The 15,837-nt window shown below is 54.2% G+C and carries 12 protein-coding genes; 3 read left to right on the forward strand and 9 right to left on the reverse strand.

Annotated elements, in window-relative coordinates; genetic code table 11:
• Positions 1 to 34: 34 nt before the first annotated feature.
• Positions 35 to 856, reverse strand: coding sequence for a glycosyltransferase family 2 protein (locus OHL13_RS07865; protein WP_263409578.1), 822 nt, complete (start codon positions 854 to 856; stop codon positions 35 to 37).
• Positions 857 to 908: 52 nt separating this feature from the next.
• Positions 909 to 1,289, reverse strand: a complete 381-nt coding sequence (locus OHL13_RS07870; protein ID WP_263409579.1) for a response regulator — start codon at positions 1,287 to 1,289, stop codon at positions 909 to 911.
• Positions 1,290 to 1,472: 183 nt separating this feature from the next.
• Here OHL13_RS07870 and OHL13_RS07875 point away from each other — a divergent pair, with 183 nt between their 5' ends.
• Both OHL13_RS07875 and OHL13_RS07880 read left to right on the forward strand, forming a co-directional pair.
• On the forward strand, positions 1,473 to 2,843 hold the full coding sequence (locus OHL13_RS07875; protein WP_263409580.1) for an ABC transporter ATP-binding protein: 1,371 nt from the start codon (positions 1,473 to 1,475) through the stop codon (positions 2,841 to 2,843).
• Complete coding sequence (locus tag OHL13_RS07880; protein ID WP_263409581.1) at positions 2,840 to 4,600, forward strand: ABC transporter permease; 1,761 nt, start codon at positions 2,840 to 2,842, stop codon at positions 4,598 to 4,600. The genes OHL13_RS07875 and OHL13_RS07880 overlap by 4 nt, the downstream gene beginning before the upstream one ends.
• Before the next feature lie 104 nt (positions 4,601 to 4,704).
• Here OHL13_RS07880 and OHL13_RS07885 read toward each other — a convergent pair whose 3' ends face one another.
• Complete coding sequence (locus OHL13_RS07885) at positions 4,705 to 5,310, reverse strand: redoxin domain-containing protein (RefSeq protein ID WP_263409582.1); 606 nt, start codon at positions 5,308 to 5,310, stop codon at positions 4,705 to 4,707.
• 75 nt (positions 5,311 to 5,385) lie between these two features.
• Between OHL13_RS07885 and OHL13_RS07890 the strand changes: the two genes are divergently transcribed.
• The gene (locus OHL13_RS07890; RefSeq protein ID WP_263409583.1) at positions 5,386 to 5,640 is read left to right on the forward strand and encodes a glutaredoxin family protein; all 255 of its coding nucleotides are present in this window, start codon (positions 5,386 to 5,388) and stop codon (positions 5,638 to 5,640) included.
• 452 nt (positions 5,641 to 6,092) lie between these two features.
• Here the strand turns inward: OHL13_RS07890 and OHL13_RS07895 are convergent, their stop codons facing one another.
• From OHL13_RS07895 to OHL13_RS07920, 6 genes are all read right to left on the reverse strand, one after another.
• Entirely contained in the window at positions 6,093 to 6,923 is an 831-nt protein-coding gene (locus tag OHL13_RS07895) for an ArdC family protein (protein ID WP_263409584.1), read from the reverse strand.
• A 1,044-nt stretch (positions 6,924 to 7,967) separates the two neighbouring features.
• Entirely contained in the window at positions 7,968 to 8,798 is an 831-nt protein-coding gene (locus OHL13_RS07900) for an RHS repeat-associated core domain-containing protein (RefSeq protein ID WP_263409585.1), read from the reverse strand.
• An 18-nt stretch (positions 8,799 to 8,816) separates the two neighbouring features.
• Positions 8,817 to 9,401 (reverse strand): hypothetical protein, encoded by a 585-nt coding sequence (locus OHL13_RS07905; protein WP_263409586.1) that lies wholly within the window; start codon positions 9,399 to 9,401, stop codon positions 8,817 to 8,819.
• 31 nt (positions 9,402 to 9,432) lie between these two features.
• The gene (locus OHL13_RS07910; protein ID WP_263409587.1) at positions 9,433 to 11,724 is read right to left on the reverse strand and encodes an RHS repeat-associated core domain-containing protein; all 2,292 of its coding nucleotides are present in this window, start codon (positions 11,722 to 11,724) and stop codon (positions 9,433 to 9,435) included.
• Positions 11,721 to 15,134, reverse strand: a complete 3,414-nt coding sequence (locus tag OHL13_RS07915) for an RHS repeat protein (protein ID WP_263409588.1) — start codon at positions 15,132 to 15,134, stop codon at positions 11,721 to 11,723. Before OHL13_RS07915 ends, OHL13_RS07910 begins: the two co-directional genes overlap by 4 nt.
• Entirely contained in the window at positions 15,131 to 15,808 is a 678-nt protein-coding gene (locus tag OHL13_RS07920) for a hypothetical protein (RefSeq protein ID WP_263409589.1), read from the reverse strand. Before OHL13_RS07920 ends, OHL13_RS07915 begins: the two co-directional genes overlap by 4 nt.
• Positions 15,809 to 15,837: the final 29 nt, after the last annotated feature.

Raw genomic sequence — 15,837 nt, forward strand, 5'->3', positions numbered from 1 at the left:
CTGAAAGGCCCGTTTTATTTTCTCTAGCTGTCTGCTACTGCTTGGCGTTGCGCGCTTCCCATAGCTTGGCATCAATCAGGAAGCGGAACCAGAAGGTCTGCAGCGTGTAGAAGATGAACCCCTCCATACCATCCAGAAATCCCAGGCGAACCACGTATCGATAGAACCACAGGCCGAAGGGACGCACGAAGTACGGCAGGTTGTTGTACATCTCGCGCAGGGCGCGCTTTTTCTCAATCACGTTGCCCGTCATCTTCGCGCCAACGCGGCCGGCAGTCTCGCCTTTCAACTGCTCACGCACCTCGGCATCGGACCACCGGTTATGCCGGTAGGTCCACTCCGTCAGGGGCATGCGGATGTCGTCAATCATGGAGTACTTCAACTGCGATGTGGTGCCCGTACAGATGAAGTGCTGGTCATACTCGCGCACCTCGCAGCTTCCCTTGCCGGACTGGAACAAACGCATGTGCCAGGTGGGCGACATGCCTCCGTGCCGCAAAATCCGGCCAAGGAACTGCAGATAACGCGGCAGAAAGAAGCCATCGGTTGTGCTCTGTTCCGGCAACGCGGCAATCTCCGTGGCCAGCTCCGGAGTCAGCCGTTCGTCGGCATCCAGGTGCAGTTGCCAGCCATACTTGATCGGGCAGTTGGCAATGGCCCAGTTGCGCTGTGCGCCATAACTCTCAAAGGCATGGTGCAGCACCTGCGCACCAGCGGCTTTTGCCAGCTCCGGAGTGCCGTCTGTGCTGCCCGAATCGACAACATGGATGTCATCTGTCAGCGCAGAGACACTGGCCAGCGTAGCTGGCAGCGAATCGGCGGAGTTATACGCCAGAATAATGACCGAAGGCCGCAATCCGTCTCCTCATCAAAGACGAGAGATTTCTACAGAAAAATGTCTTGTTCGTTTAGCCGCGCAGCTTGGCCAGCAGGTCGGTCGGATGCACCGGCTTTGCCAGAATTTCAAACTCGTGGCCCTGGCTGCGTGCCTTATCCAGCAGATCGGCAGTGGCTGCCTGTCCGCTGAACAGCAGGATCTTGCACTGCGGAAGACGCGCACGCGTCTCAATGGCTGCTTCAATACCGGTCATACCGGTCATAATCACATCGCTGATCAGCATGTCCGGACGGAATGAGTCCAGTGCCTCAACAGCCTTCTCGCCGCTATACACGGCCTTCGCTTCAAAACCAGCCTGATTCAGGATGATGGCGAGCGTATTCGCGATTACCTGCTCGTCATCAGCTACCAGAACTTTGGCGCGGGACTGATTCCCTGTGGTCTCTGTCATGGGGACGATTCCTTACCTCAAGTCAAAAAATTCAACCGGCAGCTTCCTACGACGCAAATCTATCAAAGCGTCTGACGCGCTCTCTCAAACAATGATACGCTGTCCGCAGAGTTGCCGCTTCCAAGTTGTGAATTTTCAGCAACAAACGGCTTTCCTAACCTCAACATCCAAGTACATAAAAGCATGCAGCAAGCTATCATTCGCGCTGAGCGCGTCGAGAAATACTATTCCCAACCGAGCGAGAACCGCATCCAGGTTATCTCGCCGACCGACCTCTCCATTGTTCCCGGAGAGATCATTGCCTTGCTTGGCCCCTCCGGCTCCGGCAAGTCGACACTGCTGCGCATGCTTACCGGCCTCTCCACCCCCTCTGCCGGGCAGGTTTACTGGCACGAGAAGCCCATTCAGACCGCCGACGTCAACGTCAGCATCGTCTTCCAGTCCTTCGCGCTCTTCCCCTGGCTGACCGTGCTCGAAAACATTGAGGCACCTCTGAAGGCTCGCGGCGTCGAAGCAGGTACCCGCCGTAAACGCTCCCTCAAAATTCTCGACACCGTCGGTCTCGATGGCTTCCAGGCCGCCTACCCCAAGGAACTCTCCGGCGGTATGCGCCAGCGCGTCGGCTTTGCCCGTGCTCTCGTTGTTGAGCCGGAAGTCCTCTTCATGGATGAACCCTTCTCCGCCCTTGACGTACTCACGGCCGAGAACCTGCGTTCGGAACTGCTCGAGCTCTGGCACAAGAAGACCATCCCCACCAAGTCGATCTTCATCGTTACGCACAACATTGAAGAAGCCGTTCTGCTGGCCGACCGCATCATCGTGCTTGGCCGCAACCCCGGCCACATCCGCACGGACTTCCGTGTGAACCTGCCGCATCCGCGTGACCGCAAGGCCGCCGCCTTCACCCAGTTGGTGGATTACATCTACAAGGTGCTCACGCAGCCGGAAGCACCCGCTCCAGCGCTGCCCAACATCAACGGCAAGCGTGTTCGCGACCAGCGCGAGATGAAGTACCAGATGCTGCCCCACGCACGTCCCGGGGGCATCGCCGGTCTGCTTGAGTTCCTGCTCGATCACGGCGGCAAGGCCGACATCTACCGTCTGGCCGACGACCTCGCCTTTGAGATCGATGACCTGCTCCCCATCGTTGAAGCTTCGTCCATCCTCAAGTTCCTGACCGTCACCGAGGGAGACGCCGCCATCACACCGCTTGGAGCGGAATACGCCAACGCCGAGATCCTCCGTCAGAAGGAGATCTTCCGCGAGGCCGCCGTTGAGAACGTTCTGCTGCTGCGCCAGATTGTCCGCGCCCTGAACTCCAAGTCGGACCACACCGTCCCGGAAGACTTCTTCCACGACACCCTCGACGAAGTCTTCTCAGAAGAAGAAACCACCCGGCAGCTCGAAACCGCCATCAACTGGGGCCGTTACGCCGAGATCTTCGACTTCGATTCCACCCGCCGCCGCTTCACCCTTCCAGAAGCCGCACTCGCGGAACCCGAAGGCGACTTCTCTGATATCGAGGAGGAGGAGAAGCGGGAGGCCGGACGATGATTCAGCTCCCCGCCGGTTTCCACCTCCGCCGCGATACCCTCGCACGCTCCGTCGTCGTACGTCGCAGCTGGCCAGTCTTTCTCGACCTCTGCGTCGCGGGCATTCTGCTGGCCGCCTTCTATGCCGTCGTGCAGATCGCGCGTTATTGGAACTCTTCGCCTCGTACGGATTTCAATATCTCGCTGTCACCACATGCCCTGCCCATGTATGCCTTCTTCTCGGTCGTACGCATTGGCATTGCCTATCTGCTCTCGCTGGCCTTCGCGCTTATCTACGGCTACATCGCTGCCTATACGCCGCGGCTTGAAGGACTGATGCTGGCCGCGCTGGACATCCTGCAGTCCATCCCCGTGCTCAGCTTCCTTCCCGGAGTCATGCTGGCCATGGTCGCGCTCGTACCCGGCCACCAGCTCGGCATTGAGATGGGAGCCATCATCCTCATCTTCACCGGACAGGCATGGAACATCGCCTACAGCTTCTACTCCTCGCTCAAGTCGATTCCGCGCGAGCTGACGGAAGCCGCCCACATCTACAACTTCTCGCCGCTCCAGCGCTTCTTCAACCTGGAACTGCCCTTCGCCACCATCGGCCTCATCTGGAACTCCATGGTCTCGGTCGCCGGTGGATGGTTCTTTCTCATGGCCTGCGAGATGTTCGTGCTCGGCAGCCGCGACTTCCGCCTGCCCGGCCTCGGCAGCTACCTACAGACCGCAGCGGCCAACGGCGACTTCAAAGCCATCACCTACGGCCTGCTTACCATGATCGCCATCATCGTCGCCACGGACCAGATCATCTGGCGACCCCTGATCGCATGGAGCGACAAGTTCAAGTTCGAACAGACGGAGAGCAACAACCGCGTCTCCTCGCCCTTGCTGCACCTGCTGCAGCACTCCTCTGCCCTGCGCCATCTGCACCATCGCACGCTTCGCCCCATCAGCGAGCTCTTCTACCGCAACTCCTACAAGCGGCGGATTGAACATCAACTCCATCCCGTGCAGCATACAAAGCTGCAACGCATCGCCCGCATCGCGGCAGCGGTACTTCTCATCGGCATCGTTGCCTTCGCCGCCATGCACGCCGTCGTTCTGCTCCGTGACATCCATCCGGCACAGCTCGGCAAGATCCTGCTTGGCGCCGGAGCCACTTTCCTGCGTGTCTTTGCCGCCCTGCTCATTGGGTCCGCCTGGACCATCCCCGCAGGTGTCGCCATCGGCCTGCACCCGCGCCTGGCACGCATCGCGCAACCCCTGGCGCAGATCGCCGCCTCCGTGCCCGCCACGGCCATCTTCCCCGTGCTTCTGGTGGCGCTCATCAAGGCAGGTGGCGGACTCGGCATCGGCTCCATCGCTCTGATGCTGCTCGGCACGCAGTGGTACATCCTGTTCAACGTCATCGCCGGAGCCATCGCCATTCCCAGCGATCTCCGCGAGGTCGGCGAACTCTTCCGCTTTTCTACCATCGAGAAATGGAAGGTCATCATCCTGCCGTCCATCTTCCCCTACCTGGTCACGGGCCTCATTACGGCCAGCGGCGGAGCGTGGAACGCGAGCATCGTCGCCGAGTACTTCCGGCTGAAGAACCAGACCATGTCCACCTTCGGCCTTGGCGCACAAATCTCCGCCGCCACTGACGCCGGCCAGTTCCCCATCCTGCTCTGGGCCACCATCGTCATGGCGCTGATCGTCGTCACCATCAACCGCCTGGTCTGGCGCCCCATCTACCGCATCGCAGAAACCAAGTACAAGCTCAGCGCATAGTCACGAGGTGCATCCCGAGCGAAGCGTAGCGGAGGGACCTGCATTTCAAACAAAGAACGGCGGCCCAAAGGCCGCCGTTCACCATTCAACTATCACACCATCCACTACTCCGCGTACTTCACGGAACACCCATACGGCCGCGTTGCCGCCACCGCAACCGGCTTGCCCGCCATCCCCGCCGTCAGCGCCTCATTCAAATAATTCCGCGCGCCCTTCAGCGTCGAAGGATCCGGCGAAGGCTGATCATCGATCGCTCCCATGTACACCACCTTCCCCTCCGGGTTGATCACGAACATGTGCGGTGTCGTCTTCGCCTCGTACTCATGGCCGATCTTCCCGGCCGGGTCCAGCACCACCGCCGTGGCCGCCACCTTCATCTTCCGGATGTACTCATTCTCTTCCGCCGGAGTCACATAACCCTGCTCCCCGCGCGCGGACGAGATAATGCTGAGCCACACCACGCCTTTTCCCGTCCACTCCTTCTGCAAGGACTCCATGTTGCCGCTCAGGTAGTGCTTCTGTTCATACGGACATCCCTGGTTGTGCCACTCCAGCACCACCCATTTGCCCTTGTACTGTGAGACCGACTGCGTCTTACCATTCGAGTCTGTCCCCTTGAAGTCCGGGGCCATCTCTCCGGGTTTTACCGCCATCGCGGGCAACGTGATGGCTGCTGCCAGGCCCAGTACCACGAGTCGACGAGCGTTCATATGCACCTCCGCGTGGCACTATTCTGCGCCCCAACCCGGCTACCGGCAACCGCCCCGGGCGAGTACACTGAATCCATGGAGCTTACTGTCTACTCCGCAGCCTGGTGCCGCGACTGCCGCGAGGCCAAGCGCTTCCTCACGAAGCACAACATCCCCTTCACCGAGATCGACATCGAGGCCACCCCCGGCGCCTCCGACGAGGTCCTGCGCAACGTCGGCAAACGCGCCATCCCGCAGTTCGTCCTCAACGGCAAATGGATCCAGCCCTACCGCCCCGGCGAAGGCTTCCTCCACGACGAAATGGCCGAACTCTTCGGCGTCCAGGAATAAACTCCCGGGCGCCATGGCGAATTCATACGCGAAGCGGATGAGTGGGACATGGCGCAAAGCGCGACCGCTTTTGCCTTTCTTGTCCTTTGTCATCCTGAGCGGGTGAGAAAGATTTCAGAAATCTTTCAATCAAATCGGCTTAAACTGGCTATCTGGGGCTGTGTAGAAAGTGTGCAGACGATTTGTGCATCCTTTCGTCTGGATGACAGTTCTTCCTGTCGCACATACGGGTGCTTGAGCAAGGAAATTTCCGTTCGGTACCTCATGAAGTACAGGGGCAGGTCCCGGAGGAGGAACTTGAGTCCGGGCGCGCAGTCCGGCGAGCGAAGGCCGGTTGCTGGATGAGGGCCGGGGAGAAACCCGCAAGGTTTCTCCCCGCGATTTTTGGGCATGGGTAAAGAGGCGGCAAGTCCGCCGCCTCCCTCTATTGGTCGTCCGCGTTGTGTGTTTTCTTATGCTGCCATCTCTTCAGGAGCCTGGCTCTCTTCGTTCTCCGTGATGGGCGGCTCCAGTGCGGCAATGATGAGGCATGCGGTCTGCTGGATGACTTCGAGCGATTCGGCCAGCAGTGAGGCATTGCCATGGTACAAGGCGATGTAGTCCGCGCTAGCGGTGGAAGTCACCAACCCAACGGCCTTACCGACAACGAAAGCCACGGCCTCGGCTTCTGTTTCGCGTACCGTCTTGGTGGTGGCAGTGCGGCGTTCGGCGCGATGTAAAAGTTCATGTGCCGTTTCGTGGACAAGACAGCTAAACTCTTCGGCCTTCGACTGGCCGGAGAGAATCGCGATGCGTCCGCCATAGCTTGCGCCTAACGCGCCATGCAGGTCGTCGCTATAGGTGAGCTGGATGCCGCGCGAACGCACGAAAGCGGCCAGCCGTTCCAAGTGCTCGCCGGGGTCGCCGGAGACTTCGCGCAGGGTTGGCAGGTCTACGCCTTCGGTCTGCGAAATATCGAAAACATAGGCATCGCGGAATCCAAGCAAGACAAGTTCGTTTTGCTTCGTGATGTCCTTCTGTGCTTCCTCATCCTTCTTACGGCGAACGCCAACGATGGGGGCAAGAATGCGGATACCTTTCTGTCCGGCCTTCACCGAACGCCCCATGTTCTTCCACGTCCAGAACCCGGCTACTTTTGTGGCTGCGGGCATTTGTCGCGCGATTTCGAGGACGTTCCCGAAGGAATAGTTATGGAAGCGGCTCATTGCGGTCAGGTAGTTGGTGAGGGCTACAGTTCCCATTTGGGGGTGACGCGTCGTAACGCCAACCCGATGCGTAAGCATCGTGCTCCTCAAGGGCAGTAGCACACAAACTGGAGGGACATGATGCTTACGCATCAAGCCGGAATGATGTAGCGGATGCAAGAGCCGTACGGTGAGCGCCTAGCGAGCCACATCGGCTCCAAGTCATGCGGGCACGGTCGCAAGACTCGATACGAAGCGTAGCCAGAGGGAGTCACGGGCCAGGTTATCGGGCCGCGAAATACCCCGAACTTCAGGACGCCGACGCTCTGACACGGTGTGGAAGGCAATATCCCGAGGAGCGCTTTCGCAAGCTTCAAAGGAGATCTGCGCGGTCTTTGCCCCTGGCACGTAGGGACACATCTTGCATGGAAGCTGGGAGGTCCAGGTTCACCCACGAGCAGCCAGTGCTCATGTAACGCATCCGCAAGTTCAAGAACTGGAGCCGATGATGAACGAACACGGGAAGTCGGACAGACCCATAGTACTGAGGAAGTCTCCGAACAAGGCCGGGCAACCGGCGGCGGAGGAGATGGAGGGAAGGGGGCTAGCCAAGGGGAATCTGGGCCAACAAAACGCGCGCCGGACTCAGAGCCGGATCAGCGGGCCAAGTGCGTTAGAACAGATACGACAGACAGCAAAATCGAATAAGGGTATGAAGTTCACAGCTCCGTGCAGCACATCTACCGGATCGAGATTCTATGATTCGCCCACTTCGCAGTTGAAGTGGAAGGCTGCGAGCCGGGAAATCTCCGCGAACTAGGGCGGGCACCCCTTCTGCGAACGCTTTCGCAAAACCATCACGTGGCTAAGGTTTACGCTTCGTGAAATATCTTATCCTAAAGATACCGAACACAAACAAACCGTAAAACGCCAAATTTCCCAAAATATAGCACAAAGCTAGTAGCAACCCGTCCCTTGGCGTAACGTCCAGCAACATGACAAGCAATCCTCCAGGAGCCAATATGAATGCTAAAAGTAGATGAATCCATCCAAAGTGAAAGACCTTCCCAAAAACGACAAGGGTAAGGGTTCCGACAGCGAGAGCAATCCCAATCGTCAAACGTTTACGCATTAAAATCGTTCCTACTTCTTATCTTCAGGCGGTGTAACCGCCTGCCAATATAGTTCGTCTCCGAAAATTTCTCTAAACGTCTTTCGTGCGGCCCTTATAGATTGGCGTTTCTGAGACTGGTTAGCCTGCGACTCGCGAAGTGCATGCATCACCCCTTCATAAATCTCTAGAGTCTGCTCTAGGAATGATCCTTCCTGCCATCCTCGCCAGTCTTGAAAATCAGCATGAGCCGGAGATGTTTCATCAGTCCGCTCGTGGAACGCCTTAGCAAAAGCTGACAAAGCATCATCTGAAATACCAGCGCCACCTGCTGCTACATAGGCCGCTTGTAGTCTCCGGGCCTCGGACTCACTGTCTGCGACATACTTTTCTGCCTCGGCTTTTGCTTCAGTCTTGCTTTTGTGCTTTGGAGTCATACCGTGTTTGGGAGACCCCAATCGATTTTGTTCCTCATCTACACGAGCGCTTCCCTTAATAATGATTCCTCTTTGGCGAGCCGAAAGACCAGGAAACGAATCATTGACAATGTCGTAATGTCTCCAGGTTCCTCCGTAAGATGGTGTTGGCCAATGGCCGTCCGGATCAGATCTGCTAAGCGGGTTATTTTCTATATAAGAATAGAGATTCAAAGTTTGAGGATTATGGACATTAGAATAGGGCAAAGAAACCGGTTTTTCGCTCCAGTCCGGACTCATAAACCTCCCCATTGCCGAACCGTAGTATCTCGCCCCAAAGTAGTCAAGTCCTGATTCGGAGTCTCTTTCTTTGCCGGAAGAACGAGATACCAAATTTGCACAAATGCATAACACATAAGGCTGAGTCGTAGATGAACCAGAGCTCATCGTCGTAACGCCTAATACTTAATGCCGCATCGTAGAAGTATGATTTGCTACTTCATTTTCCGTTTGTGAAAGGTAATACGGTGTTGCCACTGCTCCAATGCTGAGTCGATCAAACTGAATGCGCACATCTTCGCTGAGAGGAAAATTCTGCGCGGCCACGTATGCAACTTCATCGTGACTGATGAATATTACGAAAGCACCAGAATTGGGCACGTAGAAAGCGTCCCACCCAAAAATAGTTGCTTGGAGCAAGAGTGACGGCATCATCGCTGCTTCGGAGGCGTCTAGAACGATCCAAGGAGGCTGTTCCGAACCCGCATCATGAATGCTTACACCCAACATGCGCTTCACTACTTCATGGCCTATAGCATCTAGACCTGGGCTGCCAATGCTCCACTCTCTGATTGCCAAGAGGCCACCACCAGAAGTGGTTCTTTCCATGTCGCCAAACATGTATGAAAGAGCGACAGCTTCTCCAGAATCACCGGAAATTGGAAATTCCAAAACTTCCGCTGAACGCACAAGTGGATAATTCCCGGAGCTCAGTCCTATTCCTCGTTCCTGCAGCCAAGCCGAACACTCACCAACCGTTACTAAGCGCATAATATCTCCTTTACATTGAACTGCAAGCAACCTATGGGAGTGCAAGATTCGCAGGAATGGTCTCCCAAAGGGGAGGAAGCAAAGATGGCAACATCCTAATAACCCGATACGTAATATATCCGCCGAGGCCCACGGAAATCCCGCCAATAATTTGGCGATTGAACACTGGACGAGCCGGACCTGGTCTGACTTGTGGTCTTCCATAGTGGTCAACTGGAGTTCCGTTTGGAGTGAACCTGCCTCTACCTCCAAGCCCATTATTAATATCCCAGTGTCCCCCATAATTTGGATCCCAGCTCCCATTCGGTTGGCTTTGCCCCGGAACGCTCGGGGAGGGTTTCCATCTCACATCCCTACTTCCGCCTTGGCTACCGCCGCCAGGAACCCATATAGTTCCGGGGGGCAGAATCGGATTTCCGAAAACGTCTTGTGTCGGAGGAGGCAACGGATCGCCCGTCTTCGGATCAGTCGGGGCCGGAGCAGGGGTCGGGGCGGGGTTTGGAGCTGGAGTTGGAGTTGGCGCAGGGGCTGGATTTGGAGCAGGAGCAGGCTTACCGGTGGCCAAACAGTTCGGGTCGATAGGCGTAACCCCGCCGTTCTGATTCACTGGAGCCTGATTGCAAGGCTTCTCGCCGTCTAGCCCATCGGGATCAACCAACCCCAACGGATTATTGAGAACATAAGCATATTGATTGAGCGTCTGCGGATTTTCCAGATCGGCCGACAAGAACCAGCCTGGGTCGGGACTTGAAAAGCGGCCCATCGTAGAGCCATAGTAGCGAGCGCCGAAGTAATCTAGGCCGCTTTCTGCATCGCGTTCTTTGCCGGTGAAATGTTTAGCTGTCGCGTCCGCCACTGAGCATACTACGCACGACTGATCCTCACCCCAGGGACCGCTAATCCAAGTGGACTCTATCGTGTTATCAGGAGCGATCTGCATGCGCTTCGTTCCAAGCCAGTCACTCAGCGCAAAGTGTATGCCAAGTCCATCATCCGCATACGTTCCAAGAAGTTTCCCGTCAGCATACACATTCGTATGGACCCACTCATCGTGCTCATCCAACTCTGTCACCTCCTCTCCGTTAGCACCGCGCAGATACTGGCTCACAGGAGTGAATTGGTTGGTAGTCAGATCACAACTGAAAACAGCGATTGTACCTCTAGCTATACGTTGCCCTTCGGCGTCATACAGGTAACCATACATTGACGTGAGACCATTTACCGGTTGCGATTTCTCAGCACATATTCGACCAGCACCGTCATATAGAAAGGCCTGGTTGCCAAAGACCCTAACGTTTCCATCATCATCGTACGGGAGCCCGTTTGGTGCGCCATAGCTTACAGGGGCAACGTGGTTGCGGGCGTCATAGGAAGTGATAAATATCGACGAAACATTTACTGGACGTGAAACTCGCAACCAGTTCCGATTCCCGAATGAGTCATACCCGAAATCATCTTTCCGGATCATGGATCCGGAACCGCTCGATCGCGATGTAAGGCGATTCAAGGCGTCATAGCTCATCTTCCAACTGCCATTCACCGAGTCCACATAAGACAAAACGTTCCCGTTGCTTTCATACCCAGAACCGGAGTTGCCATCCGTAATGCTGTAGTTATAAAGCACAGTCCCAGACGCAACATTGCTTGGTACTTGAATCCGCTGAACCACTTCATTCGAATCGCTGCCTGCAAAGCTGCTGTCCCCCTGGTAGCGAGCCTTGATCAAATGCTCCCCTGCTGTCAGGGAAGAGGTCACGATCGTGGCATGTATGCCAGAAAGCGCACTTGTACCTAACTGGTTGGTACCGTCGAAAAATGTGACACTGCCAGTCGCGCCACTCGTGACGGTCGCGGTAAAGGTTAACGAACCTCCAGGGGAGACGGGGTTAGCGCTGGTAGCCAATTGCGTTGTAGTGTCCGTCAGATAACTGGTCGCATCGAATGCGAATACGCTGGTCGGAAGTTGGTCTGGGAATAACTGTCCCACTGCCGTGAAGGAAATGTTCATCCCTCGCGCCACCAGTCTTACCTGGTTACCCAGTGATTTTGCCTTAACTGGAGCATTGCAGTCTTTGGCGATAGTTGCTGCCAGTCCTGCTGCAATCGATTCACGAGTTGAAAACTGGCCGTATGCAAAGTTCGCAACATAGTTGCCATTGGACGCATAAACTGTGATCCGGGCCACTCCTTGATCGTACGGACTTCCACTTTGCGCACCTTGAATGGTGAGCACCGATGTCGTGGCGGCCGAGCAACCGATCGACATTGCAATAATGGCCATAACAACAAGGAAGTTGAATATCCATCCTCTCAAACGCTTCATTTTGCACCTGCTGTCATGCTGAAGATGCGAAGACGAGAATCGTAAGACTGTGCGATTGATAGATTGGTTCCAACGTCAGCGTTGCTCACAGCTCCGGAAGGAGTGAATAAATTGACATTGAACAATGTTCCAGGGTGATTCGCATCTGACCAACTACTCGCAACCTTGGTATTGCGATTTGCACTATCAAAGGTGTATGTCAGTTTGATATATGCATCGTCCCCTACAGGGAAACCATTTGTCTGTGTCCAGAGATTGCCCGCGAGGTCCCAGGTATAGTTCAGGGTGTGATCCTTGTTTGGGATCCAACAATTCGTCCAAATGCAGCGCGACTCACTGGTAATATGACCAGCAATATTGTAGGCCAGCACTTTGTTTTTTGACAGCGCCTGAACACTGGAGGAGCACCCACCTGATCCTGGAGCCTGCGTCCACTTGGAAGTGAGCCGGCCCTTGCTCTCACTCACACTTGAATCCTCATAGCTGTAGCAATCTGTGGGTGTGGATTGCCCTCCTGAGTAGGTGCGAGATGTCAGACGGTTAATGTCGTCGTACGCATACGTGATGACTATTCCGCTTGGATTCGTCTTCTTCTTCAGGTTCCCGTTCGAGTCATACTCATAGCAAGTCACAGATCGTGGAAATGATCCACTGCAGGAGGAACTGAGGCTAGTGCTATTGCCGCTGACTTCTGGATTCAATGAAGACACAAGTCGTCCGAGCGAATCGTAGGAGAAGCTACGGGTCCTTGGCACTTCAGTAGAACCAGACTGCCCATAAGTGCCCGACTGAACAACGCCTACCAGTCCATCAAGAGCGTTGTATTGATACGATGTTGTGATGAATGACCCTGCATCGTCAAGCGAGGGCGTTTGGTAAACCGTAGATAAAGTCGATCCACTAATCGCCGGACTAGGTTCTTCCACGCGAATCAATCGTCCGAGGGCATCGCTCGTTTGTCTGACGACACGTCCTGACTCATCTTTAATTTCGACAATACCCGCATCACCCGACGCAGGAGCAACAACACCCCCATTCGCATTATGGCGAATCCGGTTGTAATCGGTATGAATGAATGTTGTCGCAGATGAAGGAATACATGTATCAGAACTGCTTGGCTGGCATTGGTCTGTTACTCGACCAAGAACATCGTAGAGATAAGATGTCCAGAGAGAAGCTGTCCCTCCTGTATTGTTGAATGGATTTGACATGGACTGCAGACGTCCAGAAAGATCATATTTCCGGTCTACTTCTATCTGCCCCTCGGGAGTGTTCGTCACTGCTTGAGTCTGGCGCCCCAGTCCGTCATAGTAGACGGTGCTTGAGAGCGTCGAACCATTCTGGCCGCTGCTGCTCAGAGCTACAGTTGGCATAGGACCATAGGTAAATACGCTTGACGAGAAACTGCCATCCGGCCGATCTGTCCTCTGTAGATTTCCTAATGTGTCATACGTGAACTTAGTGCCATCTCTATTAGCTGCGAGATCGTTCGAGTCCTTCCGCTCCGTTAGCTTTCCTGACGCGCAGTTGTAGCTTGACTGTGTCATATGGCCCAACGGGTCTGTCACCTGATATGGCAATGCATTTGAGCACTGGTAGCTGTAGGTTGTGCTTTTACCATTTCCGTCAACGCTGGATATAGGCATCCCGTCGGTACCGTAGTTAACATGGGTATCTATCGTAGTCGAACCAGGGAGATCAATCGTGGTTGAAGCGGTCGTTTGATTGCCATGCGCTCCGCTCGGTCCTCGCCCGGTTTCATCGTATTGATAGACGGTCTTGGCCCCCTTTGGCGAGACAGAAGAGTAGTCTATTATCAGTTTGCTAACAGGTGAATCGAATATGTTCGCGTCGAAGTAGTTCCCATCTTGCTGCCACTTATACTGATATTCTGTTCGCCTGAGAAGATTCCCAGATGTGCTATTGGCAGAAGCATACTCATCTTGTCTCATAATTCCACTAATATGCGCTGGAACCGCGTCTACTTGCGAATTCCCATACCAATGCGTCAAATAAACCATCTTCTGAACATCTCCGGCAATTGGATCACTTGAACATGGATCTGTATCGCCTGCATACGTGATACAAGTTTTGAATTGCGAACCATTGCGTAGAGTAGTCGTGGTTATCGCTGTGGGACTGTATACAGCATCGCCGTCCCAGGCCGCCCAGCTAGGATGCTGTATCTGAACTTCTTTCTCTAAAGTTCCAGACGCGTTGTAGAACTTGTGGTCACTTCCAGAATTGATACCCCAACGCGTCTCGTATGTTCCATCTGGATTATCGATGCGATACTCTGCGGCAACTCGTCCATAAGTTGTTGGGGTATAAGAATAAGTCCATGTCGGGAGGCTTATGGTCGCCGAGTCACAATCTGTTCCATATGGATCCAATATTCGCTTTTGGATTCTTCTTTCGATCGTTTTGGTATCGGAATCATTCGAAGTCGTAATCCATTGGTAACAAAGGCTACCACCCGACGGTAGTGTCACTTTGCTAAGTGAGCCCCATGAATCGAAAGAAAAAGTATAATTTCCGGCTGGAGTCGAAACACTTGTAAGGCTAAGGAAATTGCCGCTGACATGACCTGCTGGACCACCGCCTGTATTGACAGCCCCTGTTGCGCTCACATATTCATAACAAAACGAGTAAGGTGAGCTTGTAGTTGGGCTGAGATTGTAGCTTAAATTTTTACATCCAGTATTTCTGCTCCACGGGCTATCGATATGATTGCCGTAGGAATCGGTCCAATATTGCGGGTCGCTTCCACTATACGTAGCTACGATTTGATTTCCATTCGAATCTGTAATGTATGGATAGCCAATACTGCAATAACCTGAACTGTTGCACGTAGTTGTCCAGCGAACACCTCTGCCATTACTAATAAAAGGGCCGCCGTTCGCCCAACCGTAGGTATACCCAGAGCCATCCACTGAAAGTGCTAGACCATTTGAGCCATCGGATGGAGGCTGAACGAGGTGTCTAGTACCATATTGATCGGCAATATATTGACTCAAGTAGCCATACGAATTTTCGCCGTCATTGGCAATTTCGGTATACTGTTGCTCATCGTGTAGGGTTATATTATCTAGCGGAAATACCCCCGGCCCAGTATAGTCACCTCTCAGATTAACAAGGTATGTCGCATCTCCTCCCACCCAGTAAACGGGTTGATAAAATGTTGCTGACAGATTATTAGAAACAAGGTCGATCTTAAGGGGCGGGAGGTTTCCCTTTTGTGGAATTGACAAGAGGGGAATATGAATGACTACACCTCCGCTATCCGTCACTGAATCGATATCACTATCTAGATGATTATCTAGGTGTAGGCCCCATGATAGCGCAGTAGGTTGGGCCAGTACATACCCAGGGCAAAAGATAAGAAGCAAAAGTAACCGGAATATCTTCACTTAAGCATCTCCTTAGTGAACTGGTCATCGGCGTCCTGCTGAGAATCATCGAAGCGCACTAGCGTGATTTCTTCGATAGGGCGTGGCCCTACGAGCAGTTTGACTTTTTCGGCAAGTTGTCGGCCACCATGTTGCCTGAATTGCTCATACAGATACATGTTTTCAACCGTTGCATCTGATCTTTTTTGATGAGGGTCACCAAATGTGACTGAACGGGGTAGAAGCGTCTTCAAGTCAAAGGTCCAACGCTGTTTCGTCACTGATTGCATCCAGACGGGATCGACACATGAGAATGTAACCGAGGCAGTTGTGGGCTTCTCTGTACTATCGTAGACAAGATCACTTACTTCGTAGGCAGGGTCGTTAATTTTCTCGCGAAAGGTAGCCAAAGGATCCATGGGGTTGAAGAGCGCAGCAGGCAAAAATGCTCCTCCATAAGCAACATCTTTGCCGTCTTCTTTGGTTCGAGCCGTTCCGTCGCGGCTAAGCAACACATGGTGCTTCGAGTCACTTGACGCCACCCAAAATGAGCGGCCAGAGACTGCTAAAGTTCTTTGAAACTTCGTTCCGCCCAACAAATCAGTTACTTCTAAATCGAGGATCATTGCACCCGAGTCGACCGTTTTACTTTGGTTGGCTCCGAGTGCAGCCTCTACTTGCTTGATGAGCTTCAATGCATCGACACTACGATAAGGAGTGCGCG

This window comes from Terriglobus tenax, assembly GCF_025685395.1.
GTDB lineage: Bacteria > Acidobacteriota > Terriglobia > Terriglobales > Acidobacteriaceae > Terriglobus > Terriglobus tenax.

What these genes read in the sequence shown, in the direction of transcription:
- OHL13_RS07890 (WP_263409583.1), top strand. Translation starts at nt 5,386, where the DNA reads ATGGAGCTTACTGTCTACTCCGCAGCCTGGTGCCGCGACTGCCGCGAG.
- OHL13_RS07905 (WP_263409586.1), bottom strand. Translation starts at nt 9,401, where the DNA reads ATGCGCTTAGTAACGGTTGGTGAGTGTTCGGCTTGGCTGCAGGAACGA.
- OHL13_RS07900 (WP_263409585.1), bottom strand. Translation starts at nt 8,798, where the DNA reads ATGAGCTCTGGTTCATCTACGACTCAGCCTTATGTGTTATGCATTTGT.
- OHL13_RS07895 (WP_263409584.1), bottom strand. Translation starts at nt 6,923, where the DNA reads ATGCTTACGCATCGGGTTGGCGTTACGACGCGTCACCCCCAAATGGGA.
- OHL13_RS07910 (WP_263409587.1), bottom strand. Translation starts at nt 11,724, where the DNA reads ATGAAGCGTTTGAGAGGATGGATATTCAACTTCCTTGTTGTTATGGCC.
- OHL13_RS07880 (WP_263409581.1), top strand. Translation starts at nt 2,840, where the DNA reads ATGATTCAGCTCCCCGCCGGTTTCCACCTCCGCCGCGATACCCTCGCA.
- OHL13_RS07885 (WP_263409582.1), bottom strand. Translation starts at nt 5,310, where the DNA reads ATGAACGCTCGTCGACTCGTGGTACTGGGCCTGGCAGCAGCCATCACG.
- OHL13_RS07875 (WP_263409580.1), top strand. Translation starts at nt 1,473, where the DNA reads ATGCAGCAAGCTATCATTCGCGCTGAGCGCGTCGAGAAATACTATTCC.
- OHL13_RS07870 (WP_263409579.1), bottom strand. Translation starts at nt 1,289, where the DNA reads ATGACAGAGACCACAGGGAATCAGTCCCGCGCCAAAGTTCTGGTAGCT.